Source organism: Microbacterium invictum, from assembly GCF_034421375.1.
Lineage (GTDB): Bacteria > Actinomycetota > Actinomycetes > Actinomycetales > Microbacteriaceae > Microbacterium > Microbacterium invictum_A.
In genome coordinates, this window is record NZ_CP139779.1 from 3,057,736 (window position 1) to 3,080,963 (window position 23,228).

A 23,228-nucleotide genomic window follows, 5' to 3' on the forward strand; every position below is an offset into this window, starting at 1 on the left:
GGGCCGCCGAGCGGATCCGGAGATCAGACCATCGCCCCGCGGGCGAGCCGGATCTCCCGGCGCCCGGCTGTGCTGGCGGCCCACCCGGAACGGATGACGCGCAGCGCGTCGCGCACGAGCTCGATCCCGTCGTCGTAGGGCGTGCGCCAGATCGCCAGCATGTCGGCGACGGGTTCGGCCAGGATCGTCCGCGAGAAGGCCTCGACGCCGAACCTCCCCCGATATCCGTCGTCGAGGGCCTGCGTGACGAGCCGCGGGATGTCGACCGCCCCGCCCGAGAGCGCGCCGCGCCCCGACTGACCCAGCTCCAGATAGGCCAAGCGCGGCAGTGCGAGACGGATCGCTCCCGCGAGGTCCGACTCCTCGACGGCCATATGGAAGGTGTCGAGGTGGATGCGGAGGTTCTCCGACCCGCTCTCCTCGGCGAACCGCATCGCCTGCGCAGCGGTGTTCACCGCCGAGGTCTCGTAGCGGTTCAGCACCTCGAAGGTCATCGCGATGCCGAGATCCGCCGCCTCGTCGGCGACCGCGCCGACGAGGCGCGCGGCCTCCTCGAGGCGGCGCCGGGGCACGGGGGCTCCGGGCGAGCCGAAGATCCCGTACGGCACGCCGTTCATCTGATCGCCGCCGAGCTCGGCGGTCAGGCGCAGCGACTGCCGCAGCGCGGCGACGCCCGCCGCCCGCTCGTCCGGATCATCGGAGGAGACATCGGCACCGGGGGCCTGCCCGGCGATGGTGATGGGTGAGACGTGCCAGCGCTCGAGGCTGTCCCGCAGCCCGCGAGCATCCGTGGCGGCCGGATCGAGTGGCGGGAGGACGATCCGGTGGATGCCGAGATCGGCGAGCGCGGGGAGCGCCCGATCCAGGCTCTCGGGCGAGGCGTCGGCGACGAGCACATTGAGGTGGCACGCCACATCGAGGCTCATCGGGATTTCGGTGGAGCCGGTCATCAGAACACCGGGAGGTCCAGCCGCTGCTTGAACACCGAGTAGCCGTCGTCGACGTGCACCACCGTGCCGTTGATGACGTTCGCCTCGTCCGAGGCGAGGAAGGCCACCACGTCGGCGATCTCGGACGGCTGGGTCATGGTGTTGCGCAGCTGCTCCGAGGCGAACACCGTCTTCAGCTCGTCGCTGAACTGATTGATGATCGCCGTCCCGACCCGCCCTGGCGTGATCGCCACCACCCGGATGCCGTGCTCGGCCAGCTCGTACGCGGCAGAGCGGGTGAAGGAGATGACCGCCGCCTTGGCGGCGCTGTAGCTGAAGGCGAGTTCCGCTGCCTGCTCGCCGTAGATCGAGGAGGTGTTGATGATCACCCCGGGAGTCCCCTGGTCGCGGAACTGTCTCGCCGCGGCGAGGATGCCGTAGTACACGCCATCCTGATCCACGCGGATCATCGGCACGTAGTCCTTCGCCGGGTCGTGATCCAGGAGCGGCGTGCCGCCGGCGATGCCGGCGTTGTTGAAGATGACGTCGAGCTTGCCGAAGGTCGACACGGCGGTCGCGACCATCTGCTCCACCTCGGCGAAATCCGACACGTCGACCCGGCACGCCGCGGTCATGCCGGCATGGCCGGCGGCGTCCACCTCGGCGACGGCGCGCTCGGCCGCCTCGAGGGAGATGTCGGCGATGAGCACCTTCGCGCCCTCGCGGACGAACTTGTCGACGGTGGCGCGGCCGATACCGCTCGCGCCGCCGGTGATGACGGCGACCTTGCCTTCCAGGCGCATGGGGATTCCTTTCACTGGTGACCTCTCGCTGGTGGCGCTCGGGGGCGGGCCCCGAGAGAAGAGCCCGCCCCCGAGGATCTGCGTCAGCCGAGCTGGTCGGACGGGGTGATGTCGTCGGCGTTCTCGGTGGTGACCAGCGTCGTGGCCTCCTCCTCGAAGTTCGATGGCGCCGAGCCCGACGAGCGCCACTGGGCGATCGCCTCCAGGACGGCATCGTTGATCAGCGGCCACGGCTGCTCGACCGTGGCGAGCATCGTGCCGGCCTTCACCGCCGCGATGGCCTCGCTCGTGGCATCCACGCCCGTGACGGCGACGTCGGCGCCGGCTTCGGTGACGGCCTGCACGGCACCCAGAGCCGCGTCATCCCAGCCGACCCAGACGGCGTCGAGGCCGTCGGGGTTCGCCGACAGGTAGTCGGCGACGAGGGCCAGCGCCTCGGTGCGACCGGTGGCCGGCGACACGACCTGCTGGATCTCGCCACCGGCGAGCGTGGCGCCGCCGGCCTCGACCGCTTCGGCGGCGAGCGCGGCACGGGTGCGGATGCCGGCGTGCGGGTCGTGCCCGATCACCATGATGTTCTTGCCCTCGAGACCGCCGATGGCGTCGGAGATCGCGCCCATGGTCTGGTCGACGATGCCCTGCTGATCGGTGGTGATGTTCAGCGCGTAGGCGTCGGTGGGCTCGACGCCGGCGTCGATGGCGAACATCGGGATGCCGGCATCCTTCACCGCGGTCACGATCGAACCGATCGAGGCGACGTCGGTGTAGCCGTTGTACACGAGGTCGGCGCCCTGTCCGATCGCGCTCTCGACGGCGGGGTTCATCTTCTGGAAGTCGAAGTCGCCCTGCACCATGGTGAGCTCCCAGCCGAGCTCATCGGCCTGCTCCTCCACCGCCTTGACCCACCAGGCGCCGATGGGCGTCTGGTTGCCGGAGGTGAAGGCCACGACGCGCAGCGGCTCGTCGCCGCCGCCTCCGGCGTCACCTCCGCCTCCGCCCGAGCCGGATCCCCCGGCGCATCCGGCGAGCGCGAGGGCGCCGGCCACGGTGAGGACTGCGAATGCCCTGATTCTGTTACGCACTTCTCTACTCCTTTGTGATGGTTGCGTTTTTTCTCGGTGCCCCGGCGCGGGTGTCGCCGGGTGAGTGAGAACGCCTAGCGTTCTCGGTTCTTGAACGAGCTGAGGGTGACCGCGGCGATGATGATGATGCCGGTGACGACCTGCTGGACGTACGCGTTGACGCCCAGGATGTTCAGGCCGTTGCTCATGACGCCGATGATCGCGACGCCGACCATCGTTCCGACGATGTTGGCGGCGCCCGAGCGGACGATCGTCATGCCGAGGAAGACGGCGGCGACCGAGAACATGAGGTTGTCCTCGCCCTGGATGGCGCTGGCGCTTCCGAGCCGCGCAGCCAGGAGCACTCCGCCGATGGCGGCGACGAGGCCCGCCGCCGAGAAGGCCAGGAATCGTGCCCGCTTGACGTTCACGCCCGACAGCCGCGAGACCTCGGCGTTGCCGCCGATCGCGTACCAGCGACGACCGAGCGTGGTGTAGCGCAGGATGAACCACAGCACCGCCGAGATCGCGATGGCGATGAAGACCGGCAGGGGGATCTCGAGGAACCGTCCCTGGCCGAGGGCGTTGAACTCCGGAGGCAGGTTGAACAGCGTCGTGCCCTGGGTCACGAGGAAGGCGAGCCCGATGACGGAGGTCATCGTCGCCAGTGTCGCCACGAACGCCGAGAGGTTCAGGAACGCCACCAGCGCCCCGTTGATCATGCCGATGAGCAGGCCCACGAAGAGCGCGATCGCGATGGCCGGCATGACCGGCACACCCTGGAGCATGAGGGATGCCGCGACGGCGCCCGCGAGCGCCGAGGTCGCCGCGACCGAGAGGTCGAAGTCGCCGACGACCATGACGAGGGTCTGCGCTCCGGCGATGATCGCCAGGATCGACACCTGGTAGAGGATGTTGCGGACGTTGGTGAAGGTCAGGAAGACGTCGGGCCGCATGGCGAAGAAGAAGACGACCAGGAGCACGAGGGCGACGACGGTGCCGCCCTGCATGAGCCGGGTGCCGACGTTGCGGGCGTGACCGGCCACCATCACCGCGCCGGTGCGTTCCTTTTCCGTGGTGGTCATGTCAGACCGCCTTTCCGTAGCAGTAGGACAGGAGGATCTCGTCGTCGGCGCCCTCGGCGGGGACCTCGCACGAGACGCGACCTTCGTGGAGGATGAGGATGCGGTCGCTCATGCCGATGAGTTCCGGGAGCTCGGAGCTCACGGCGATGACAGCGGTGCCCTGCGCGGCGAGCTGGCGGATCAGCCGGTAGATCTCCGCCTTGGTCCCCACGTCGATACCGCGGGTGGGTTCGTCCATCAGGAGCACCCGGGGGTTCCGGGCGAGCATCTTGGCGAGCACGACCTTCTGCTGGTTGCCGCCCGAGAGCTCGCCGACGGGCTGGCGCGGGCTTCGTGCCTTGATGCGGAGGTCGGCCATACCGCGCTTGGCGATGTCGGAGACGCGGTTGCCGGCGACGTAGCCGGCGGAGCTGACGGTGCCGAGATTGGCGAGGGTGATGTTGTCCTGGATCGAGGCGCCGAGGATGACACCCTGGCTCCGGCGCTCTTCGGGGACGAGCGCGATGCCCGCCTCGAGAGCGCGCCCGACCCCGCCCCGCCGGGGCAGGGTCTTCTCGCCGACGGCGATCTCGCCGGCGGTGTGGCGCTGCGCGCCGGCCATGAGGCGCAGCAGCTCGCTGCGGCCCGAGCCGGCGAGCCCGCCGATCCCGAGCACCTCGCCGGCGTGGACGGTGAGGGAGACGTCCGACACCCGCCGGCCGCTGAGCCCCGTCACCGTCATGACGGGCGTCGCCGTCGTCGTCCCCCGGTCGGGGTAGAGGGCGTCGGGGGAACGCCCCACCATGAGGGAGATGACCTCGTCGATATGGGACTCGGCGACGGGCTTGGTGATGATCGTCTCGCCGTTGCGCATGATCGTCAGCCGGTCGCAGAGCTCGAAGACCTCTTCGAGGCGGTGGGAGACGTAGACGATCGACACCCCCTCGTCGCGCAGCGACCGCAGGACGGCGAACAGGTCGCGGATCTCGGTGTCGGTCAGCGACGCGGTCGGCTCGTCGAGGATCAGCACCCGCGCATCGGTGGCCAGGGCCCGGGCGAAGGCGACCATGGTCTGCTGCACGGGAGAGAGCTCGCCGGCGAGCCTGCCGAGCGGGATCTTCTGGTTGATGCGCTGGAGCTGCTCCTTCGCGCGGCGGCGCAGCTGCGCCCAGCGCACCACGCCGGCCATGCTCGGGGTCTCCTCCCCGAGCAGGATGTTCTCGGCGACGCTGATCGAGGGGACGATCGACAGCTCCTGGTACAGGGCGACGATGCCGGCTCGGTTCGCGGCGCGGACGCTGGCGAAGTGCACGTCCTCGTCGTTCAACCGGATCGACCCCGCATCGGGCTCGTGGATGCCGGTGATGATCTTGATGAGGGTCGATTTGCCGGCACCGTTCTCGCCGAGGAGGGCGTGGATCTCGCCGGGCCGCACCTCGAGCCGCGCGCCGCTGAGGGCGTGCACGCCCTCGAAGCGCTTCACGATCCCCTCCACCTGGAGGGTCGGCGTGGGGGTTCCCACTGTCTGCGGACGTTCTTCCACGGTCGTCATGCTCCTCAGCTCCCGTCGGGGATGTCGTTGCACCGGATGAGGACCTTCGGGTGACGTCCACTCAGGTGTTCTGCGAAGGCGGCGACGGCGTCGTCGAGGTCGTAGACCGCCCGAGTGAAATCGTCGAGCCGCAGGTGCGGCAGCAGCTGCACGGCGCGCGGGAAGGCGTAGGGAGAGACGAACACGCCGGTGAGGGTGAGCTCCTTGAGGTAGAGGAAGGACGAGAGGTTGAGGGGCAGCTCGTAGTCGGCCGGGTACATCGCGCCGTAGATCACCGTGGCCCCGTGGGCGGCGAGGTCGAGCAGGCCGGGAACCGCGCGGGTCGAGCCCGACGCGTCGATGACGACGTCGAAGCCTCGTCCGCCCGTGATCTCCTCGGCCCGGGCGCCCTGATCCTCGGCGAGAGGGTCGATGACGTGGTCGGCGCCGCCACGGAGGGCCATCTCTCGTCGCTCAGCGATCGGCTCGATCATCGTCAGCGATGTGGCACCGTGGAGCTTCAGCACCTGCAGGGCCAGCTGGCCGATCGGCCCGCCGCCGCAGACGACGACCCGATCGCCGACTCGCAGCCGGGTCTTGTCGGCGATGCGCACCGCCACCGACACCGGCTCGAGCAGCGCGCCCTGTCGGAGACTCACGTCGTCCGGCAGGCGGTAGACCTGTGACTCGTGCCAGGTGACCGTCTCGGCCATCCCGGGCCGGTTGTACTCCTGGATGAATTCGCAGAACTGCTGCCGGCCGTCGCGGCAGGGCAGACACGTGCCGCAGAAGCGGAGGAAGTTGCCCGCGACGCGGTCACCCACGCCGAGCCCTGTCCGGTGCGCCCGCTCGCCGAGCGCCTCGACGACGCCGGAGATCTCGTGGCCGAGTCCGATCGGCACCTCGGTGCCGAAGTAGCCCTCCGCCACGTGCGGGTCCGACCCGCAGATCCCGGCGTAGGCGACGCGGATCCGGACGTCCTCGGGGCCGAGCGGCTGGGCGGGGAAGTCGGCGAGACCGATGAGGCCGCGCTCGTCGGCATCCTCGGCGCGAAGGTTCCCCACGCGGGTGACGGCGACCGTCTTCATCACGATGCTCCCCGCCGTCAGGCCGCGTGCGCGCGGCGGATCGCCGAGACGGTGGCGGACAGTCCGTATCCGTGCTTGTCGCGCAGCTGCTCGTCCTCGCCGAAGCCCGCGTAGACCTGCGGGATGCCGAGCCGCTCGAAGGCGGTCAGGTGCAGGCGGCGATCGGCGATGACGTCGGCGATCCGGCTGGCGAGGCCGCCGTAGGCGAGATGGTCCTCGAGCACGACGAAGCGCCCGTCCGTGCGCTCGGCGGAGTCGAGGATGAGCTCCTCGTCGATGGGCTTCAGCGTGAACATGTCCACGACCCGCACCGAGATCCCCGCCTCGGCGACCTGCTCGGCGGCGGCCAGCGCCTGCGCGACGGTGGTGCCGTGGGTGAACAGGGTCAGGTCGGTGCCCTCGCGGGCGATGATGCCCTTGCCGATGCGGATGTCGTGCTGGCCGGGTTCGTAGAGGACCATGTCCTTCTTGCCGACCGCGAGGCGGATGTACAGAGGCCCCGTCATGCTCATCGACTGCCGGATGATCTCGCCGACCATCAGGGGATCCCCGATCGAGGTCACCGTCATGTTCGTCAGCGCCGACATCAGCGCGAGGTCCTCGACGGCGTAGTGGGTCGAACCGCCGTTTCCGACGAGACCGCCGTGGGTGCCGATGATCTTCACCGGGAGGTTCGGGTAGCAGATGTCGGTGCGGATCTGCTCGAGCGCCCGCATGCTGAGGAAGGGGAGCATGCCGGAGACGACGGGGATGTTCCCGTCGTAGGCGAGGCCCGCCGCGATCCCGACGCAGGCCTGCTCGGCGAGACCGACGTCGATGAACCGGTCGGGGAAGCGGTCGCGGAACTCCACGAGGGTGGCCCCGATGTCGGGGGTGAGGACGAAGAGGTTCTCGCGATCCTCCCCCAGCTCCGCGAGGGTCGAGCCGATGACCGAACGGGCTCCGAGGAACTCACCGAAGGTGAAGGTGACGGGCATCAGACACTCTCCTTCGTGCGGGATGCGCCGAGCGCGGCGAGCGCGCGCTCGAGGTCGGCGGCGCCGAGCGATCCGGCGTGCCAGGCGAGGTTGTGCTCCATGAAGTCCACGCCCTTGCCCTTGACGGTGTCGCAGATGACCACGGTCGGCACCTCGCTTCCGGGGTCGGGGAGCGCATCGACGGCGGCGACGAGCGCGCCCATGTCATGACCGTCGACCTCGACGACGTTCCATCCGAAGGCCCGCCACTTGTCGGGGTAGGGCTCGAACATCACGCGCTCCTCGGCGAAGCTGGTCATGAGCTGCTTGTTGCGGTCGACGAAGGCGACGAGGTTGCCGAGGCGGTTGCTGCGCGCGGCCATCACCGCCTCCCAGACCGATCCCTCGCCCGTCTCGCCGTCACCCAGCAGGGTGACCACCCGGTGCGTCTCACCGCGGTGCCGGGCGCCCAGCGCCATCCCGACCGCCAGCGGAAGCCCGTGGCCGAGTGATCCGGTGGAGCACTCCACGCCCGGCAGCTGCACCTTGCACGGGTGCATGCCGTAGGCGCTGTCGAGCTGACCGTAGGTGGCGACGATGTCGTCGTATTCGAAGAAGCCGCGGATGGCCATGGCGATGTACATGCAGACCGCCGCGTGGCCCTTGCTGAGCACGAAGCGGTCGCGGTCGGGGGCGGCGATGTCTGTCGGGTCCACCCGCAGTCCGTAGCTGAAGAGCACGGTCAGGATGTCGGCGGCGGAGAGGTCGCCGCCGATGTGGACGGCGCCCTCGTAGGTGCCGCACAGCTCCAGGAGCTTCGATCGCAGCTCGAACGCGAGGTCTTCCAGCTCAGCCACGCTGCGCTCTCGACCTGCTGTCAGGGTCGGCGAACTCACCACATGCCTCCTCATTGAATGACAGGTGTTCGTCGGTCGGCCGTCGTCGGCCGCCCGGAATCCCTCGACGGGGAGGGATGTCGGCGAAGCTACCACCGTCTCATTTACAAGTAAAGAGGGATGCACGTAAACTGCACACACGGGCACCACCCCGGCGACGGCCCGCTAGACCGCACGGTGGTGGACAATGGCCCGGGAACGAAGAACCCACAGAGAGGTGAGTTTCAGCCATGACAGATGTGATGACGTCGGCGGGAGTGTCGACGGGCTTGTTCATCGGCGGGGAGGAGCGGTTCACGGACGACGTCCTGACCGTGGCCGACCCGGCGAAGCCGGGAGCGACGGTCGGCACGGCCGCCGCCGCCTCGGTCCAGGATGTCGCGGACGCCGTCGCGGCGGCGAAGTCGGCGTTCCCCGCGTGGGCGGCGATGGGCGCCGAGGAGCGCGCCCGACTCATGGCCGAGGCGATCGCCGGCATCGCGGACGACCGCGACACCGACGCGGCGATCCTCTCGCAGGAGAACGGGAAGGTCCGATTCGAGTCGTGGGTGGACGCCCTCGTGTTCGAGATCCGGTGGAACCTCGCGCTCATGCTCGCCGGCGAGGTCGACAAGGGCCACACCCTGCCCGTGGTCCCCGGGGCGATCCCGGTGAACACCGAGGTCGCCTACCAGCCCCTCGGAGTCGTCACCGTGATCGTGCCCTTCAACTGGCCCATCGCGATCCTCGGCGCCGCGCTGCCGCACGCTCTGCTGGCGGGCAACACCGCGATCGTGAAGCCGCCGCCCTCGGCGCCGCTGGCGACGACCCGCGTGGTGCAGCGTGTGGCCGAGAAGCTGCCGCCGGGTGTGCTGAACGTCGTCACCGGCAAGGACGAGAACATGGCGGGCCTCATCCAGAACCCCGACATCGCGAAGGTCTGCTTCACCGGCAGCGTCAACGGCGGCAAGCGGATCATGGAGATGGCGTCGAAGACCCTCACCCGCGTGACGCTCGAGCTCGGCGGCAACGACGCGGCGGTGTTCCTCGAGGACGCCATCCTCGACGACACCCACCTCGACCGCCTCTACGCCGCGATCTTCGACACCACCGGCCAGATCTGCATGAACGCCAAGCGCGTGTTCGTCCACCGTTCGCGGATGGACGAACTCGTCGCAGGGCTGTCGGCCCGCCTTGAGAAGGCCGTCATCGGCTACGGCCTCGACGACGGCACCACGATGGGGCCGCTGCACCAGTCGGCGCAGAAGGCGTTCGTCGAGGAGATCATCCAGGAGGCCAAGGACGCCGGGGCCGATGTGCGCGAGTTCGGGGAACTGCCCGGCGGCGACCTCGCGGGCGGGAACTTCCTGCGGCCGGCGATCGTCGTCGACCCCGACCCGCAGCTGCGCGTGGTCACGCAGGAGCAGTTCGGGCCCGTCATCCCGATCCTCCCCTTCGACAGCGAGGAGGAGGCCGTGCGCCTGGCCAACGACACCTGGGGCGGGCTCTGCGGATCGGTGTGGACAGGCGACCCCGCTTCGGCGCAGCGCGTGGGCTCGCAGCTGGTCTGCGGCTACGTCTGGGTCAACGACCACGGCGCGACGCGGCTCGACCTGCGCGCACCGTTCGGCGGCATGAAGCAGTCCGGCTTCGGCCGGGAGCAGGGGATCGAAGGGGTTCGGGCGTTCCAGGACACCCGGTCCATCGCTACCATCGACCCCGACGCTCTGGCCGGAATGGCTCACTGACCGACAGGCGTTGATCAACAGGCGTTGATCAACAGGTGTTGATCACCACAGGGCGGGGTCCGGTCCGCGCAGGGCCGGACCCCGCCGTATTCATCCCGCGCCGCGGCGCTCACGAAGGGACCTCCCGATGACCTCCGCTCCGATCACCGCCGCCGACGCGGCGGTGACCAGTGACACCATCACCATGCCGCTCGAGGATGTCATCGACCCCGACGAGTTCACCCCGCGTCTGCTCGCGCTGCTCTCCAATGCCCTGGTCTACCGCGAATCCCACGAACTCAGGCGTCAGTTCAAGCTCGGCACCAACGAATGGCGGGTCATCTCCGCGCTGTCGATGCGCCCCGGCATGTCGGCGACCGAGGTGTGCGAATTCCTCGGCATGAACAAGGCGGTCGTGTCCCGGTCGGTGACCCGGCTCCAGCTGCGCGCGCTCATCGTGCTGAGCGACGGTCCCCGGGGATCTCGTCCGCTGTACCTCACCCGCGCGGGGGCGGAGATGCACGACAGGATGCTCCCCGTGTCCCTGCGCGGGCAGGAGATCATCACCGAGGGGCTCGGGGCGACCGAGGTCGCCGCCCTCAATGAAGTGCTCCGAGGAATGCTCGCCCGCATCCGCAGCGACGCCGCCCTGCAGGGCGCCCCGGGGTCGCCGAGTCAGTACCCGATCGACTGACCGCAACACGACAGCCCCGGCATCCGAGAAGGATGCCGGGGCTGTCGTGTTGCGAGAGGAGGATCCTTACTTGAAGGCGTCCTTCACGTTCTCGCCGGCCTGCTTGACGTTGGCCTTGGTCTGCTCGTTCTGGCCTTCGGCCTCGAGGCGCTCGTTGTCGGTGGCCTTGCCGAAAGCCTCTTTCGCCTTGCCGGTGGCTTCTTCGGCGGCGTTCTTGATCTTGTCATCGAGTCCCATGATGGTTCTCCTTTCGATCGGCTGCGTCCGAGGCTACGCCGACGGACACGGGCGGGAAGGGCCTTGCCAAGCCGTCGCCGGTGCGTTACACCGCAAGCGCCCCGACCGCTGTGGGACGGTCGGGGCGCTCGGGGCCGCATCACTTCTTGAAGGCGTCCTTGACGTCCTCGCCGGCCTGCTTCGCGTTGGCCTTGGTCTGGTCGGCCTTGCCCTCAGCAACGAGCTTGTCGTTGTCCGTGGCGTTGCCGATGGCCTCCTTGGCCTTGCCGGCGATCTCCTGCGCGGCGTTCTTGATCTTGTCGTCGAGTCCCATGGGGGTCTCCTTTCTGTGTGTGTTTCTTCGGACGGGAGGGAAACGTGGAGGGGCCGCTCAGGCGAGTCGGCGGTGGTCCGCGGCGAGCTTCGCGCGCAATCCCGAGTGCACCGAGATGTAGGTCGGGATCTGCTGACCGGTGACGACGGCGAGGTTCGTCACGAGCCGGTCGACGTCCTCCGCGAGAGAACGGGGATCGGTGTTCTGGCGGGGCGTGACCGCCACGTGCATGACCGGCTGGCGGCGGACGTCGGAGGCCGACACCGACACCGACAGGACGTCGGGCCGAGTGGACAGGGCGCTCTTGAGGGCGTCGGAGGCGAAGCCCTCACGGACGACCACCCGCCCCAGAGGCGTCTCCGAGGCGTCCGACCGCGCCACCACACGGGAGCGTCCGCCGCCCACCCGGGTGAGGAGGACGATCAGCAGCGCAATGGCGAAGACGATCAGCACCACGGCGCCGATCGCCACCCACGACGCGGTGGTGGCCCCGATGGTCGTGGCATCCGCCGCGCCCGCGAGCCAGGTGTCCCCGGCCTCGGTCGCCGCCGACCACGCGTCCCGCGCGGGATTCCACGCGGTGGCGAGGACGGCCACGGCACCCAGGGCGATGAGCACGAGGCCCACCACGAACAGCACGATGCGGTTCAGCACGCGATTGGTGTCGTTCATCGGAAATCGTCCTCCTGTCGGGCCTGCTCGATGCGCGCCCGGACCTTGACCCGGGGCACCAGGCGGTAGGCGTCCAGCGCCTCGGTGGCGGCACGACGAACGCTCTCGCGGTCGAGCTCCACCCCGGGATCGGGACGAACGGTCACGTCGACCGTGCGGTGCGCCACCCCGACGGTCACCCGATCGCGGGCGACGCCGGACTCGGCGCTGACCTTCTGCGCGACCGCCGCGGCGATCACGCCGTTGTCGACGACGACGGCGCCCTCGGAGCCGTCGAAGGCGAGCTCGTGCTTGGACAGCCGTCCCGGGGTCACCGCCAGGACGACGAACACGAGGCCGAGGATGGCCACGACGACGCCGCCCACGATGACCAGCGGGGTGGGCTGGTCGCCGGGAAGGGCTACCAGCCACTGCGCGATCACCCCCGGCGCGGCCACCAGCGCCGGCTGCGCGAGCAGCGACAGCACCAGTTCCACACCGACGTAGATCAGGGCGAGGATGAGCAGGATGACCGCGACGAACATCGCCACGGTGCGCGGCGAGTGCGTCTCACGACGCACGACGCGCGACAGCGCCCGATCGGTCATCTCACTCTCCTTCGTTCCGGGGTCACCGCTCCGGTGACCGTGATGTCGATTCGTGTGATGTCCCGGCCGGTGAGGCCTGACAGTCGCTGCTGCAGCTGCTCCTGGAGAGCCTTGCTGCGCTCGATCACTCCGGGCATGGCCCGGACGGCATCGGGATCATCGAGAGGGGGTACGGGGAGGGGTGTCGCCAGGCGCACGGCCAGACCGCCGCGGTATCCGGCGACCTCCGCCCTGAGGGCATCGCGTTCGATCCCGATCAGTTCGGCGGAGGCCGCCCGTACCACCTTGGTGAAGACGCGCTCCGTGACGTCGACCCGGCCGGCGGGGGCGACCGCCTGAGGGCCGCCCACCGCCTGTCCCACCGAGTCGGTCAGGGTCATGACGTCCGCCTCCCGCTGAAGGCTCCGGCGACGGCGCGCAGGTCGAGCTGGCCCGAGGCCACGCGCGCGACCGCCGCGCCGATCGCCATGAACAGGGCGACGAGGAGGAATCCCCAGAACCCGAACAGGAGAGCGGCGAAGGCGAGCACCGCCCCGACGAGTACTCCGGTCATCGTGGCACTCATGAGACGCGCGACTCCTCGGCGCTGTCGTCGTCGTCACCGGGCAGGTGCACGTCGTTGACCTCGACGTTGACCTCGACGACCTCGAGTCCGACCAGGCGGGTGATGGCGCCGGCGACTGCGGTGCGGACGTTGGAGGCGACCTCCTGGATGGGCGCCGGGTACTCCACCACGATGGTGAGGTCGGCGGCAGCCTGGGTCTCACCGACCTCGACCTTCACGCCCTGCGTGAGGTCGGTGGCGTTGATGGCGTCACGGATCACGCCGAAGGCACGCGAGGCGCCGCCACCGAGGGCGTAGACGCCCGAGACCTCGCGAGCGGCGATGCCGGCCACCTTGGCGACCACGTTGTCCGCGATCACGGTGCGACCGCCGGCGGAGCTGTCCGCGCCCGTCAGCGAGCTCGAGACGGAGCGGTCGACGCGCGGCGCGACCTTGGGCGCGGCGGGAGCGGCGGGGGTGGTGGGGTTCTGGTCCGAAGTGGCCATGAGAAGTCCTTTCACTATCTGATCGTTCCGGGGTGCGCAAGAGCCTTCGCTCCGGCACCGAAGCAGTACGTTCGCTTCAGAGATAAGAGGGTCGTCGGAGCGGATTCGTCACGAATTCGTCGCAAGATTTTTCTGAGAGGTCGCTGTGAGCCAAGCGCTCGTCGAAGTGTCCGACGCGATGCTCGTCGCACGCTCGCTCGACCAGGACACCGTCGCCTTCGGCGAGCTGGTGCGTCGCCACTCGGGACTCATGCGCGCCTACGTGATCCGGATGGTGGGATCGCGCAGCGAAGCCGACGACGTGGTTCAGGAGGCGTTCGTCACCGCGTGGCGCCAGCTGCCGAGCCTTCGCGACCACTCGGCCGTGAGGGCCTGGCTCATGCGGATCGCCAGCCGCGAGGCATCCGCGTACCTCCGCCGGCGTCCGAGAGACGCCGACATCGCGGACTTCGACGCGCCGCACAGCGCCGACACGCAGCCGGAGAACGTCGCGATGCGTCACGCGCAGCTGACCGCACTGTCGGCCGCGCTCGACACACTGCCCTCCGATCAGCGACGATGTTGGCTACTGCGTGAGGTCGCCGAACTCAGTTACGACGAGATCGCCGACGAGATGGAGATGCCGGTGAGCACCGTGCGGGGCACCCTCGCCCGCGCGAGAGCGCGGATCACCGCGCAGATGGAGGGATGGCGATGAGCGAGGACGATCGGGTCGTACTCGACTGCGGGAAGACGATCGAGGAACTGAGCGAATACCTCGATGCCGGTCGTGCACCCTACGACCCGGACATCGAGACGTGCCCCGAGTGCCTCAACGCCCTCGACGCGCTCGCGCGGGTCGGGGCGCTGTCGCGCGACCTCGTCGCTGACGACGCCTCACGTCTCCCGCCGCCCCCGGACAGCTGGTTCGACGCGCTCTTCGCCACGATCCAGGCCGAGCTGAAGGCGGGGCGCAGCTTCCCCATCCACCACCCCGACCCGCGGGTGAAGATCACGGTCTCGGAGGGAGCGGTGCGCACCCTCCTCCGTGCGACCGGCGACGCCCTGGACGGCGTGGTGGTCGGCCGGACGCAGATCCTCGGCAAGGCCGAGATCCCCGGCGCTCCTGTGGAGATCAACATCAGCGCGTCGGTCGCCTACGGCGAGCCCTTCGCCGCCGTCGCCGGCACCCTCCGCTCCCTCGTCTACGACGCCCTCACCCGCCACACCGAGCTGAACGTCGCCGCCGTGAACGTCACGGTGGAGGATGTGCACGGAGGCCGTTCCTCGAAGGAGAAGCGATGAGCACCCCCTTGACCGGCACCGGACTGTCACCGATCGTCCGCGGCGTCGCGGGCGTGACCGATGTGTACTCGCCGCGACCGGCGATCACGCAGGTGGCCGACATGGCCTCCGCGGCACTGCGCGGGGCGGTGATGCCGCCCGCGGAGGTCGTCGTGGTGACCTCCGACGAGCTGGTGTCCGTCTCGACGCGGATCGCGGTCGACCGCGCGGCGAGCGCCGCCGACGTCGCGCGGAACGTGGCCGAGGCGCTGTTGGATCAGCTCCCGGCGGGCGCCACGGTGTCGGTGGACGTCGGCCGGATCAACTGAGCGCCGTCCTCGCCGGCGGCGCGCGGGGTGAGATCGGGGAGGAACACCAGCGCGCACGCCGGACAGCGGTACCCCCGGCGGATGTCGCGCAGCGCCGTACCGCACTCCGGGCAGGCGGGCTGGGCCAGCGCGTCGAGCCCGTCCAGCCCGCCGAGGTCGCTCATCGCGCCACCGCGCGGCGACCCCAGTCGGCGATCGCCCCACCGCCCGGCCCATGCGCGCGGAGGTAGGCGCGGTGGATCTGCTCGCACGCCAGTCTGAGGGTGGTCGACCACCCCAGGATCTCGCCGCGGTACATCGCGCGATACCGCACGTCCGTGCCGTTCATCACCCGTCGAATCTCCACCGTCCCGTACTCGTCGCCGGCCGGATCGACCATCCGCCACGTGCCGGTCGGGCCCTCCACCGCGGCGAGGATCGGGTTCCATCCTTCGGCCATGGGAGTCCTCTCTCCGGCCGATGACCACAGGGTACTCCCGCGCGCCGACACCGCCCAGTGGCCCGCAGGAGGGACGCCCCGGTGCGATGCGCTCAGCGGGAGACGAGACCGGCGGACGCGAGGAATCGATCCGGATCGATCCGGATGACGACGCGCCGCGGGTTCTCGCGGGGCGCGCGGTATCTATCGGCGTAGAGACGCTCGGCGAGCCGCACCGCCTCGGGATCGCGCTCGATGCTCGCGGCGCCGGCGATGCTCAGCCATCGCGCCCCCTCGACCTGGGCGACCGTAGCGCGGGGATCGCGCTCGACGTTGCGCACCTTCTGCGTGCCGTCGGAGGTGATGATGCGGACGACGCCGTCGACGAGGGTAAACCCCACCGCGACCACGTGGATGCCCCCGTCCGGGCCGATGGTGGACAGTGTGGCGAGGTGCCGGTCGGAGACGAAGCGCGCGCCGTCGTCGGTGAGGCTCATCGCGACGGACCGAGGTACCGCCGCAGCGTGACCTCGACGGTCGAGAACCGCCGGCGGACCCGCACCTGCGAGACGCCCAGCGCCAGGAGCTCGCGTGCGGTGTCGGGATCCAGGCGCTGATCCTTCACCGGCTCCCAGCCGCGCATGCCGTGATACTCGGCGATGATCTTCGGCGTGGCATCGAGCGCACCGAGCTTCTTCTGCCGGTACACCGCGGTGGCTCCGTCGGGCGCCTCACCCGCAGTGGCAGGCGAGGGCGATGTGCGTCGGCGCAGGGGCGGCTCTTCGGCATCGGACATGGCTCTCCTCACATCGCCGGCGTCGTCGGGGCATCCTGACCATCCGCGCGACGAGACTCGGGCTCTCGTACGGACGCGGCGGGTCGCGGGTAGGGCGGGTTCCCATTCTGCGGCGTCCACCCGTGCGACCGCCAGGCGAGCGGGTCGGGCGTAACGAGATGTTCACGATTCATGCGCGGGAATACTCCGGGACGACGGACGCCTCTCCACCGCCGCGACGACCGCCCAGCCGATCAGGCCGCCGAGCGTGTTGGCCAGCACGTCGCGCAGGGTGCTGGTGCGGTCGGGGAGCAGAAGCTGCCCTCCCTCGACGAAGAGGGTGACGGCGAGGACCACCGGAAGGATCAGCGGCCGCTCCCGGCGCAGCAGGATCGCCAGCAGGACCCCGAGGGGGACGAAGAGCAGCACGTTCGCCGTGAACTCGATCACGTCGTACGTCAGCCAGGGGAGGATCCTCGTGATCGCACGCAACAGGGGACCTGCGCCGCGGTCGACCGGGGTCGGCCAGAACGCGATCGCGAGGAGGGCGAAGCCGTAGGCGGCCAGGAGCAGGGACGCGCCGACGTCCGTGGCGCGGGAGCCGGCAGGCTCGTTCCGACGTGCGGTCACGCGGTCCTCTCGGGTCCGGCGCCGCGACCCTGCCGCGCGATGAATGGTGCGAGCATACTCCGTCCGCTCCGATCGGTCGCGGCGCGAGCGCTTAGGGTGATCGGGTGAGCGAATCGGCCAACCCCCGCGCCCTGCGCCAGGCCGGCGTGGTCTTCGCCTGGATCGTCGCCGCGTTCCTCGTGGCACTGGTCTTCCTCGCCTGCTGGGTCGGGGTGCGCGGGTTCCTCGCCTACCAGCACCTCTCCGACGCCCAGGCGACGGCCGGCGCCGCGCGCGAGGACCTCTCCGACCCCGCGCTCGCGTCCGCGGCCATCGCCGACGTCGCCGCCGACACCTCCGCCGCGCGCGCACTCACCTCGGATCCTCTCTGGCGGGTGGCCGAGGCCCTGCCATGGGCGGGGCCTCAGCTCGGGGCGGTGTCGACCGTCGCGGCCGCGGTCGACGACGTCGCGGGCTCGGCGCTCGCCCCCCTCGCCGACGTGGCGAGCGGTTTCGACCTCGCCGCCCTTCGCCCGCAGGACGGCAGGATCGACCTCGCCCCCTTCACCGACATCCGCGAGGCCGCCGCGACCGGCGCGTCATCGATCGGCGAGGCGGCCGACGCGGTGGACGCGATCGATCGCACACCGCTCGTCCGGCCCCTCCGCGACGCCGTGGACGAGGTCGGCACGCTCCTCGACGAGACCGAGACCGCCACGGGTGCCCTGACCCGCGCGGCGACGCTGCTGCCGGCGATGCTGGGCGCCGATGGACCGCGGTCGTACCTCGTGCTGTTTCAGAACAACGCCGAGTGGCGCTCGCTCGGCGGTATCCCCGGCGCGACGGCGCTCGTCCGCACCGACGGTGGCGCGATCTCGCTGGCCGAGCAGGCGTCGTCCTCCGACTTCCCCCGGTACGACGAGTCCGTGCTGCCCCTCGGCCCCGACGTCGAGGGGATCTTCTCGGCGCGCCCGGGCCGGTTCATGCAGAATGTCACCCAGATCCCCGACTTCGCCGTCTCCGGCGCCCTCGCCCGCGAGATGTGGGCGCGCGAGCGCGGAGGTGAGCAGGTCGACGGCGTGATCGCGATCGACCCCGTCGCGCTGTCGTATCTCCTGGCTGCGACCGGTCCGGTGACCCTCCCGACCGGCGACGTGCTCACCGCCGAGAACGCCGTGCCGCTGCTGCTGAACGAGGTGTACTTCCGATACGAGGACCCCGCCGCCCAGGACGCGTTCTTCGCCGCCGCGGCAGCCTCGGTCTTCAGCGCGTTGACGGCGGGCGGCACCGATCCCGCGGCTCTCGTGGACGCCCTGAGCCGCGCCGGCGACGAGCGCCGGCTGCTGCTGTGGAGCGCCCGCGACGACGAGCAGGCCCTCCTCGCCGACACCACCCTCGCCGGGCCGCTGCCGCAGACCGACGACGACGTCGCCCGGTTCGGGGTGTACCTCAACGACGGCACGGGCTCGAAGATGGACTACTACGTCACCGCCACCCCCACCCTGACCTGGGACACCTGTGCGACGGGGGGCTCGGCCGCCTCGCCGACGGCCTCCGGCACCGCCACCCTCACCGTCACGCTCACCAACACCGCGCCCGCCGACGCCGCTACCTCGCTGCCGCGCTACATCACTGGTGGGGGTGCGTTCGACGTCGCGCCCGGCGTCGCGCGCACCGTCGGCTACGTCTACCTGCCGGAAGGCTTCGAGCTGCAGGATGCCACGATCACCGGCGACGTCGGATTCGGCGGCGGCACCCACGACGGGCGCCGCGTGCTGAGCTTCGCCGTCGACGTGGCACCGGGGGCGTCGGCGACCGCCACGGTCACCGTCAGCGCCCCTGAGGGCTCGGCTCCGCAGCTCGAGCTGGTGTCGACCCCCACCCTGGTTCCGCCCCCCGACCTCGTCGCCGTCTGCGAGCCCGCTTAGACTCGAAGCGTGTCCCGTCGCTCCCCCCGCGTCGCGCTCATCGCCCTCATGGCGATGGCGGCGATCGGTGCGCCGGGCGTCGCGCACGCGGCATCCGTCACCGACGCCTCGTCGATCTACCCACCCTCGGGGTCGTGCACCACGAGCCCTGCGACAGTCGAACCCGGCGGCGGCTTCGAGTTCCAGTGCGCCGCGGCGACCTTCTCCAGCTCGGAGCAGGTGACGATCACCGTGACGGGCGAGAACGGCGCCGGGGCCGATATCGGCATGGTGCGTTTCGCCATCACCACCGCCAGCGGCACCACCGCCTCGGCCGAGGACGGCTCGATCGCCCCCGTGCGGATCACCCTCCCGCAGGACGCCTCGGGCACGTACAACATCGCCGCGGTCTCGTCGACCTCGGCGGGCAGCACCGCCGCGGTGACGGTGAGCGCACCCGACGGCCCGCTGCCGGTCTCGGGAATGGACTCCGGCTCGCTGCTCGGCCTCGTGGTCGGCGGCGGTGCGCTGCTGCTGGCCGGGCTCGCCCTCGGCGTGGCGGCGATCCTGCGACGCGACCGCTCGCGCCGATAGCATCGCTCTCGTGGCCGTCGCCCCCGCACCCGTGCGCCGCCGCCGCGGGATACCGCGGTGGCTCGTCATCGCGTTCGTGGTCCTGGCCGCCTCGGGCTTGCTGGCGATCCTCGCGGCGATCGGGTGGATCGCCACCTGGGGGTTCCAGATGCTCAGCGCCCGCCCGCCCGCCCTCGGCACGACCATCGTGGTGCCCGACGAGTCCAAAGCGGCCAAGGCGCTGGCCACCGAGACCCCCGGCACCGAGGAGTACGCCGCCACGGAGTACCTCGCCGCCCAGCCCACCGCGTACTGGCTCACCCCCGAGGAGGATCCGATCGGCGACGTCTTCGGACGCATGACGCACCTCGCCGAGGAGGCCCGCGACCAGGACGCCACGATCGCCGTCGTGGTCTACGGCCTCCCGGGGCGCGACTGCGGGAACTTCTCCGCCGGCGGCCTGGACGAACCCGATTACGTCACCTGGACGGAAGAGATCGCCGCGGGCCTTCGCGCGGCAGGCGACCTGCCGAAGATCGTCGTCCTCGAGCCCGACAGCCTCGCCCTCGCACCCGAGTGCGGCAACGTCGCCGAACGGGTGGAGCAGCTCCGCGGCGCGATCGACCGGCTCGCCGGCCCGAACACCTGGATCTACGTCGACGGCGGTCACTCCAGCTGGCTTCCGGCGGAGGAGATGGCGGGCCTCATCTCGCAGCTCGACCGCGCCGGCAGCATCCGAGGGTTCGCCACGAACGTCTCCAACTACAACCACGCCAGCGAGGAGTTCGTCTACGCCCGGCAGCTGTCCGGGCTCCTCGACGGGGCGAGGGCCGTCGTCGACACCTCGCGCAGCGGCGCGGGGTCCAACGGCGAGTGGTGCAACCCCCGTGGCCGCCTCATCGGCGAGCCCGGCGGCACGCTCGCCGACGACGTGGTCGACACCAACCTCTGGATCAAGCCTCCCGGCGAATCCGACGGCGAGTGCAACGGCGGACCCGCCGCGGGGGTGTGGTGGCCGAGGGCCGCGATCGAGCTGACCCGCGAGGTCGACTGACCGACCGTCCGCGCTGGCCGGTCAGGCGCCGGCGACGAGCTCGGAGGTGAGGCGATAGCCCACGCCCCGCACCGTCTCGATGTACCGGGGGTTGGTGGGGTTGTCGCCGAGCTTGCGCCGCAGGTTCGTCATGTGCGCCTCGATCGCGCGCTTGTCGGCCTCGCCGACGAAGTAGGACGTCACGTAGGACTCGCCCCGCAGGACGAGGGTGAGATCGGCCTTGCTGCGCACGCGCCGCTTGGACTCCATGAGGGTCGCCAACAGGTCGAACTCGGTACGGGTGAGGTCGAGGGTGTCGCCGGCGACCATCACGATCCGGGTGTCGGGGTCCAGCTGGAGGTCGCGGTGGGCGAGCACGTTCACGCCGGCGAGCTCGCGCGGCCCCTGGTCGGCGGGGACGAGGTCGGTGCCGGCGTTCGGATCGGCGACGGGGTCGGCCGATGACGCCGACTGCGCGGCCATGATGATCGGCTCGAGCGGCGATCCGGGGCCGGTCGGCGGGGCCGTTTGCCCCGGGTGCCCACCCTGCTCGCCGGTGTAACCGGGGAAGGGCATCGCGGGACCGCTCGGCATCTGCGGCATCCCGGGCATGCCCTCGTACGGATAGGGGTACCCGACCGGCGCCTGCGGGTCGTGCGGACGCTGGGTGAGGGGCCGCGCTCCGGGGAAGGAGGGCCCGACGCTGTCCTGACGGGGGGTCTGCGAGATCTGCTGGGTCCGCGGGCGGCGCAGCAGCGCGTCGATGCGGGCGCGCAGCTCGCGGGGACGGAACGGCTTGACGATGTACTCGTCGGCGCCGGCGCCGAGCCCGAGCACCACATCGGCCTCGTCCTCGAGGCCCGTGAGCATGATGATGTAAGTGTCGGACTGGGCGCGGATGCGACGGGCCGCCTCGAACCCGTCCATGCCGGGCATGTTGACATCCAGCGTGGTGATGAGCGGCTGGTAGGACACCACCGCGCGGACCCCGTCGATCCCGTTGCCGACCGAGACCGTCGAGAATCCCGCCGCCTCGAGCACCTCGACGAGGAGGTGGCGGATGTCGGGATCGTCTTCGACGATGACGGCCGTCCGCAGGGCCATCGAGGGGTCGCTCATCGGCGGTTGCTCCCAAAAGTCGAAGAAGGGCGAGGGTGCCACGGCGGTCGGCCGTGCGTAAGCGCTGTCCACGGTCATGCTACACATCTCCCGTCGTGCGAGGCTTCTCCCGGCCGCCCGGGGTCAGACCTTGTATCCCTGGTAGCGGCGGATGAGCTTGAAGAACATCAGGAGCGTCTGCAGCACCGTGACGACACCGACGATCGGCCACCCGATCCACAGGATGGTGGACTGCACCATGGGCCCGAGCATCGTCCAGATGACGGCCATGGCCACGAGCACCGCGACCAGCAGCACCAGCGGCAGCCAGTGGGCGCTGCCGCCGCCCTTCTCGGCCTTGGCCTGCATCGCCCAGTTGTCGACCTTCTTGCGCGAGAGGAAGCGCGTCCACGACCGCAGGAAGTGACTGAGCCGGATCCACATGAAGATCTCGGCGGGGAAGGCCAGACCCGCGAACAGCAGATCACGCGAGTTGTGGCTCTTCATGGTGCGGGCGATGCGCAGGTTCAGCAGCGTCGCCACGACCGGCGGGATCAGCCACCACGGCGAGAAGATGAACGCGCCGATGGACAGCGATCCGGCAAGGAGGATCAGGAACGCCACGCGCACGAACAGGTTCGTCAGCATGCCGAAGTTCTCGAACCAGCGGAGCCGCAGGTTCGGGTGCAGCGGCTGACCCTTGGTGTCGCCCCGCTGGCCGGGCCACATCAGCTCGATCGCGCCGTAGGTCCACTTCACCTGCTGGGCGTCGTAGCCCTTCAGGGTGGTCATGCCCCCCACGTCGGCGCGGGCGTACGGGCTGATCTTGGTGAGGTAGCCGGCGCTCTTGATCTGCAGCGACAGCAGCGAGTCCTCCACCTCGCTGTCGCGCACCCACGGCGTCGACTGGTGGTTCTGGCGCATCACGTCGCGGAGGGCGTTGGTGGAGAAGATCGAGAACTGACCCCCCAGCACCGCCATGTTGCGTCCGCGCAGCAGATTCTGCAGGTTGAACGCGGCGAACTGGGTGCGCTGACCGGCGATGAGGAACTTGCCGACGAGGCCCTTGATGGGTCGATCGTCGATGGAGTAGATCGCCGAGATGCCGCCGATGCGCGAGTCGGAGACCGCCTCGGTCTCGAGGAACTCCACCGCCTTGGGATCGGCCATGGTGTCGCCGTCGACGCCGAGGAGGTAGTCGTAGCCCTCGACCAGCGAGTAGCCGTAGTTGAGCGCCCCGACCTTCTTGTCGGGGTTCTTGCCGATGTCGTGGACGAAGACCTCGGTGAACTGCTCGCCCAGGTCGTTGGTGATCTGGTGCGGGCCGGCGAACTCCGAGGCGACCTTGACGGTGGCGTCGGAGGAGTTGTTCACCACGACGTGGATGACGTCGGGCACCCGGGTCTGGCCGAGGAGGGACTCGAGCACCCCGGCGATCGACTCCTCCTCGTTGTAGGCGGGGATGATGCAGCCGATCGTGGAGCGGTGCCCGGTGAGGTTCTCCAGCACCGAGGAGAAGTCGTCGGCGAACCCGGGCTGGTCCAGCGGAACGTCCGCCGGCGGGCGGGGCACGGCCGACATGGGCGCGGTGCGGGGAAGGGCGACGGGGGTGTTCTGCTCGGTCATCGTGACATCC

Annotated in this window: 30 protein-coding genes; 8 read left to right on the plus strand and 22 right to left on the minus strand. The window is 70.2% G+C overall.

The features are described 5' to 3' along the window. Positions 1-23 precede the first annotated feature (23 nt). The 8 genes from T9R20_RS14685 to T9R20_RS14720 all read right to left on the minus strand — a co-directional run bounded on the left by T9R20_RS14685 (position 24) and on the right by T9R20_RS14720 (position 8,289). Positions 24-950: a sugar phosphate isomerase/epimerase family protein gene (locus tag T9R20_RS14685; protein ID WP_322410054.1), complete on the minus strand. Its 927-nt coding sequence runs from the start codon at positions 948-950 to the stop codon at positions 24-26. Further along, a complete protein-coding gene (locus T9R20_RS14690) occupies positions 950-1,732 on the minus strand; it encodes an SDR family NAD(P)-dependent oxidoreductase (protein WP_322410055.1) in 783 nt (260 codons plus the stop codon). The genes T9R20_RS14685 and T9R20_RS14690 overlap by 1 nt, the downstream gene beginning before the upstream one ends. Before the next feature lie 83 nt (positions 1,733-1,815). Continuing rightward, positions 1,816-2,814 (minus strand): sugar ABC transporter substrate-binding protein, encoded by a 999-nt coding sequence (locus T9R20_RS14695; protein ID WP_322410056.1) that lies wholly within the window; start codon positions 2,812-2,814, stop codon positions 1,816-1,818. 74 nt (positions 2,815-2,888) lie between these two features. After that, entirely contained in the window at positions 2,889-3,878 is a 990-nt protein-coding gene (locus tag T9R20_RS14700; RefSeq protein WP_322410057.1) for an ABC transporter permease, read from the minus strand. A 1-nt stretch (position 3,879) separates the two neighbouring features. Further along, a complete protein-coding gene (locus T9R20_RS14705) occupies positions 3,880-5,409 on the minus strand; it encodes a sugar ABC transporter ATP-binding protein (RefSeq protein WP_322410058.1) in 1,530 nt (509 codons plus the stop codon). A 5-nt stretch (positions 5,410-5,414) separates the two neighbouring features. Continuing rightward, complete coding sequence (locus T9R20_RS14710; RefSeq protein ID WP_322410059.1) at positions 5,415-6,476, minus strand: zinc-dependent alcohol dehydrogenase; 1,062 nt, start codon at positions 6,474-6,476, stop codon at positions 5,415-5,417. A 17-nt stretch (positions 6,477-6,493) separates the two neighbouring features. Next, positions 6,494-7,453, minus strand: coding sequence for a transketolase family protein (locus T9R20_RS14715; protein ID WP_322410060.1), 960 nt, complete (start codon positions 7,451-7,453; stop codon positions 6,494-6,496). Next, positions 7,453-8,289 (minus strand): transketolase, encoded by an 837-nt coding sequence (locus T9R20_RS14720; RefSeq protein WP_322410061.1) that lies wholly within the window; start codon positions 8,287-8,289, stop codon positions 7,453-7,455. Before T9R20_RS14720 ends, T9R20_RS14715 begins: the two co-directional genes overlap by 1 nt. 269 nt (positions 8,290-8,558) lie before the next feature. Here T9R20_RS14720 and T9R20_RS14725 point away from each other — a divergent pair, with 269 nt between their 5' ends. Beyond that, positions 8,559-10,055, plus strand: coding sequence for an aldehyde dehydrogenase family protein (locus T9R20_RS14725; RefSeq protein ID WP_322410062.1), 1,497 nt, complete (start codon positions 8,559-8,561; stop codon positions 10,053-10,055). Positions 10,056-10,182: 127 nt separating this feature from the next. Further along, on the plus strand, positions 10,183-10,728 hold the full coding sequence (locus tag T9R20_RS14730; protein WP_322410063.1) for a MarR family winged helix-turn-helix transcriptional regulator: 546 nt from the start codon (positions 10,183-10,185) through the stop codon (positions 10,726-10,728). A 66-nt stretch (positions 10,729-10,794) separates the two neighbouring features. On the opposite strand, the gene T9R20_RS14735 is transcribed toward T9R20_RS14730, so the two are convergent. The 7 genes from T9R20_RS14735 to T9R20_RS14765 all read right to left on the minus strand — a co-directional run bounded on the left by T9R20_RS14735 (position 10,795) and on the right by T9R20_RS14765 (position 13,587). Further along, positions 10,795-10,965, minus strand: coding sequence for a CsbD family protein (locus T9R20_RS14735; RefSeq protein WP_322410064.1), 171 nt, complete (start codon positions 10,963-10,965; stop codon positions 10,795-10,797). 139 nt (positions 10,966-11,104) lie between these two features. After that, positions 11,105-11,278: a CsbD family protein gene (locus T9R20_RS14740; RefSeq protein ID WP_322410065.1), complete on the minus strand. Its 174-nt coding sequence runs from the start codon at positions 11,276-11,278 to the stop codon at positions 11,105-11,107. 57 nt (positions 11,279-11,335) lie between these two features. Then, positions 11,336-11,950, minus strand: coding sequence for a hypothetical protein (locus T9R20_RS14745; protein WP_322410066.1), 615 nt, complete (start codon positions 11,948-11,950; stop codon positions 11,336-11,338). Next, positions 11,947-12,537, minus strand: a complete 591-nt coding sequence (locus T9R20_RS14750) for a DUF6286 domain-containing protein (RefSeq protein ID WP_322410067.1) — start codon at positions 12,535-12,537, stop codon at positions 11,947-11,949. The genes T9R20_RS14745 and T9R20_RS14750 overlap by 4 nt, the downstream gene beginning before the upstream one ends. Then, complete coding sequence (locus T9R20_RS14755) at positions 12,534-12,917, minus strand: hypothetical protein (protein ID WP_322410068.1); 384 nt, start codon at positions 12,915-12,917, stop codon at positions 12,534-12,536. The genes T9R20_RS14750 and T9R20_RS14755 overlap by 4 nt, the downstream gene beginning before the upstream one ends. Further along, on the minus strand, positions 12,914-13,102 hold the full coding sequence (locus T9R20_RS14760) for a hypothetical protein (RefSeq protein WP_322410069.1): 189 nt from the start codon (positions 13,100-13,102) through the stop codon (positions 12,914-12,916). Before T9R20_RS14760 ends, T9R20_RS14755 begins: the two co-directional genes overlap by 4 nt. Beyond that, positions 13,099-13,587: an Asp23/Gls24 family envelope stress response protein gene (locus tag T9R20_RS14765; RefSeq protein ID WP_322410070.1), complete on the minus strand. Its 489-nt coding sequence runs from the start codon at positions 13,585-13,587 to the stop codon at positions 13,099-13,101. Before T9R20_RS14765 ends, T9R20_RS14760 begins: the two co-directional genes overlap by 4 nt. Before the next feature lie 145 nt (positions 13,588-13,732). Here T9R20_RS14765 and T9R20_RS14770 point away from each other — a divergent pair, with 145 nt between their 5' ends. From T9R20_RS14770 to T9R20_RS14780, 3 genes are read left to right on the plus strand one after another with little or no spacing between them, the layout of a single operon-like run. Next, a complete protein-coding gene (locus T9R20_RS14770; protein WP_322410071.1) occupies positions 13,733-14,284 on the plus strand; it encodes an RNA polymerase sigma factor in 552 nt (183 codons plus the stop codon). Beyond that, the gene (locus T9R20_RS14775) at positions 14,281-14,871 is read left to right on the plus strand and encodes an Asp23/Gls24 family envelope stress response protein (protein WP_322410072.1); all 591 of its coding nucleotides are present in this window, start codon (positions 14,281-14,283) and stop codon (positions 14,869-14,871) included. Before T9R20_RS14770 ends, T9R20_RS14775 begins: the two co-directional genes overlap by 4 nt. Continuing rightward, on the plus strand, positions 14,868-15,179 hold the full coding sequence (locus T9R20_RS14780; protein ID WP_322410073.1) for a hypothetical protein: 312 nt from the start codon (positions 14,868-14,870) through the stop codon (positions 15,177-15,179). Before T9R20_RS14775 ends, T9R20_RS14780 begins: the two co-directional genes overlap by 4 nt. On the opposite strand, the gene T9R20_RS14785 is transcribed toward T9R20_RS14780, so the two are convergent. The 5 genes from T9R20_RS14785 to T9R20_RS14805 form a co-directional block, all read right to left on the minus strand. After that, a complete protein-coding gene (locus tag T9R20_RS14785; protein ID WP_322410074.1) occupies positions 15,128-15,343 on the minus strand; it encodes a zf-TFIIB domain-containing protein in 216 nt (71 codons plus the stop codon). The two genes, T9R20_RS14780 and T9R20_RS14785, sit on opposite strands and share 52 nt — an antisense overlap. Next, positions 15,340-15,618, minus strand: a complete 279-nt coding sequence (locus tag T9R20_RS14790) for a hypothetical protein (protein ID WP_322410075.1) — start codon at positions 15,616-15,618, stop codon at positions 15,340-15,342. Before T9R20_RS14790 ends, T9R20_RS14785 begins: the two co-directional genes overlap by 4 nt. Positions 15,619-15,710: 92 nt before the next feature. Then, a complete protein-coding gene (locus T9R20_RS14795; protein WP_322410076.1) occupies positions 15,711-16,094 on the minus strand; it encodes a PPOX class F420-dependent oxidoreductase in 384 nt (127 codons plus the stop codon). Continuing rightward, positions 16,091-16,393 carry a hypothetical protein gene (locus T9R20_RS14800; protein ID WP_322410077.1) on the minus strand — a complete coding sequence of 101 codons (303 nt, stop codon included), beginning with the start codon at positions 16,391-16,393 and terminating at the stop codon, positions 16,091-16,093. Before T9R20_RS14800 ends, T9R20_RS14795 begins: the two co-directional genes overlap by 4 nt. A 162-nt stretch (positions 16,394-16,555) precedes the next feature. Continuing rightward, a complete protein-coding gene (locus tag T9R20_RS14805; RefSeq protein WP_322410078.1) occupies positions 16,556-17,002 on the minus strand; it encodes a VanZ family protein in 447 nt (148 codons plus the stop codon). 104 nt (positions 17,003-17,106) lie between these two features. Here T9R20_RS14805 and T9R20_RS14810 point away from each other — a divergent pair, with 104 nt between their 5' ends. The 3 genes from T9R20_RS14810 to T9R20_RS14820 are packed head-to-tail and all read left to right on the plus strand — an operon-like array spanning position 17,107 to position 20,515. Further along, positions 17,107-18,909, plus strand: a complete 1,803-nt coding sequence (locus T9R20_RS14810) for a DUF4012 domain-containing protein (protein ID WP_322410079.1) — start codon at positions 17,107-17,109, stop codon at positions 18,907-18,909. A gap of 9 nt (positions 18,910-18,918) precedes the next feature. Beyond that, the gene (locus T9R20_RS14815) at positions 18,919-19,482 is read left to right on the plus strand and encodes a cell wall protein (RefSeq protein WP_322410080.1); all 564 of its coding nucleotides are present in this window, start codon (positions 18,919-18,921) and stop codon (positions 19,480-19,482) included. Between the two features lie 10 nt (positions 19,483-19,492). After that, complete coding sequence (locus T9R20_RS14820; RefSeq protein WP_322410082.1) at positions 19,493-20,515, plus strand: glycoside hydrolase family 6 protein; 1,023 nt, start codon at positions 19,493-19,495, stop codon at positions 20,513-20,515. A gap of 21 nt (positions 20,516-20,536) precedes the next feature. Here T9R20_RS14820 and T9R20_RS14825 read toward each other — a convergent pair whose 3' ends face one another. Beyond that, positions 20,537-21,613: a response regulator transcription factor gene (locus tag T9R20_RS14825; RefSeq protein WP_322410083.1), complete on the minus strand. Its 1,077-nt coding sequence runs from the start codon at positions 21,611-21,613 to the stop codon at positions 20,537-20,539. 123 nt (positions 21,614-21,736) lie between these two features. Next, positions 21,737-23,173, minus strand: coding sequence for a glycosyltransferase family 2 protein (locus T9R20_RS14830; protein WP_322412197.1), 1,437 nt, complete (start codon positions 23,171-23,173; stop codon positions 21,737-21,739). Positions 23,174-23,228 lie beyond the last annotated feature (55 nt).

What these genes read in the sequence shown, in the direction of transcription:
- T9R20_RS14685 (WP_322410054.1), bottom strand. Translation starts at nt 950, where the DNA reads ATGACCGGCTCCACCGAAATCCCGATGAGCCTCGATGTGGCGTGCCAC.
- T9R20_RS14690 (WP_322410055.1), bottom strand. Translation starts at nt 1,732, where the DNA reads ATGCGCCTGGAAGGCAAGGTCGCCGTCATCACCGGCGGCGCGAGCGGT.
- T9R20_RS14700 (WP_322410057.1), bottom strand. Translation starts at nt 3,878, where the DNA reads ATGACCACCACGGAAAAGGAACGCACCGGCGCGGTGATGGTGGCCGGT.
- T9R20_RS14705 (WP_322410058.1), bottom strand. Translation starts at nt 5,409, where the DNA reads ATGACGACCGTGGAAGAACGTCCGCAGACAGTGGGAACCCCCACGCCG.
- T9R20_RS14710 (WP_322410059.1), bottom strand. Translation starts at nt 6,476, where the DNA reads ATGAAGACGGTCGCCGTCACCCGCGTGGGGAACCTTCGCGCCGAGGAT.
- T9R20_RS14715 (WP_322410060.1), bottom strand. Translation starts at nt 7,453, where the DNA reads ATGCCCGTCACCTTCACCTTCGGTGAGTTCCTCGGAGCCCGTTCGGTC.
- T9R20_RS14725 (WP_322410062.1), top strand. Translation starts at nt 8,559, where the DNA reads ATGACAGATGTGATGACGTCGGCGGGAGTGTCGACGGGCTTGTTCATC.
- T9R20_RS14730 (WP_322410063.1), top strand. Translation starts at nt 10,183, where the DNA reads ATGACCTCCGCTCCGATCACCGCCGCCGACGCGGCGGTGACCAGTGAC.
- T9R20_RS14735 (WP_322410064.1), bottom strand. Translation starts at nt 10,965, where the DNA reads ATGGGACTCGATGACAAGATCAAGAACGCCGCCGAAGAAGCCACCGGC.
- T9R20_RS14740 (WP_322410065.1), bottom strand. Translation starts at nt 11,278, where the DNA reads ATGGGACTCGACGACAAGATCAAGAACGCCGCGCAGGAGATCGCCGGC.
- T9R20_RS14745 (WP_322410066.1), bottom strand. Translation starts at nt 11,950, where the DNA reads ATGAACGACACCAATCGCGTGCTGAACCGCATCGTGCTGTTCGTGGTG.
- T9R20_RS14750 (WP_322410067.1), bottom strand. Translation starts at nt 12,537, where the DNA reads ATGACCGATCGGGCGCTGTCGCGCGTCGTGCGTCGTGAGACGCACTCG.
- T9R20_RS14755 (WP_322410068.1), bottom strand. Translation starts at nt 12,917, where the DNA reads ATGACCCTGACCGACTCGGTGGGACAGGCGGTGGGCGGCCCTCAGGCG.
- T9R20_RS14760 (WP_322410069.1), bottom strand. Translation starts at nt 13,102, where the DNA reads ATGAGTGCCACGATGACCGGAGTACTCGTCGGGGCGGTGCTCGCCTTC.
- T9R20_RS14765 (WP_322410070.1), bottom strand. Translation starts at nt 13,587, where the DNA reads ATGGCCACTTCGGACCAGAACCCCACCACCCCCGCCGCTCCCGCCGCG.
- T9R20_RS14775 (WP_322410072.1), top strand. Translation starts at nt 14,281, where the DNA reads ATGAGCGAGGACGATCGGGTCGTACTCGACTGCGGGAAGACGATCGAG.
- T9R20_RS14780 (WP_322410073.1), top strand. Translation starts at nt 14,868, where the DNA reads ATGAGCACCCCCTTGACCGGCACCGGACTGTCACCGATCGTCCGCGGC.
- T9R20_RS14785 (WP_322410074.1), bottom strand. Translation starts at nt 15,343, where the DNA reads ATGAGCGACCTCGGCGGGCTGGACGGGCTCGACGCGCTGGCCCAGCCC.
- T9R20_RS14790 (WP_322410075.1), bottom strand. Translation starts at nt 15,618, where the DNA reads ATGGCCGAAGGATGGAACCCGATCCTCGCCGCGGTGGAGGGCCCGACC.
- T9R20_RS14795 (WP_322410076.1), bottom strand. Translation starts at nt 16,094, where the DNA reads ATGAGCCTCACCGACGACGGCGCGCGCTTCGTCTCCGACCGGCACCTC.
- T9R20_RS14800 (WP_322410077.1), bottom strand. Translation starts at nt 16,393, where the DNA reads ATGTCCGATGCCGAAGAGCCGCCCCTGCGCCGACGCACATCGCCCTCG.
- T9R20_RS14825 (WP_322410083.1), bottom strand. Translation starts at nt 21,613, where the DNA reads ATGAGCGACCCCTCGATGGCCCTGCGGACGGCCGTCATCGTCGAAGAC.
- T9R20_RS14830 (WP_322412197.1), bottom strand. Translation starts at nt 23,173, where the DNA reads ATGTCGGCCGTGCCCCGCCCGCCGGCGGACGTTCCGCTGGACCAGCCC.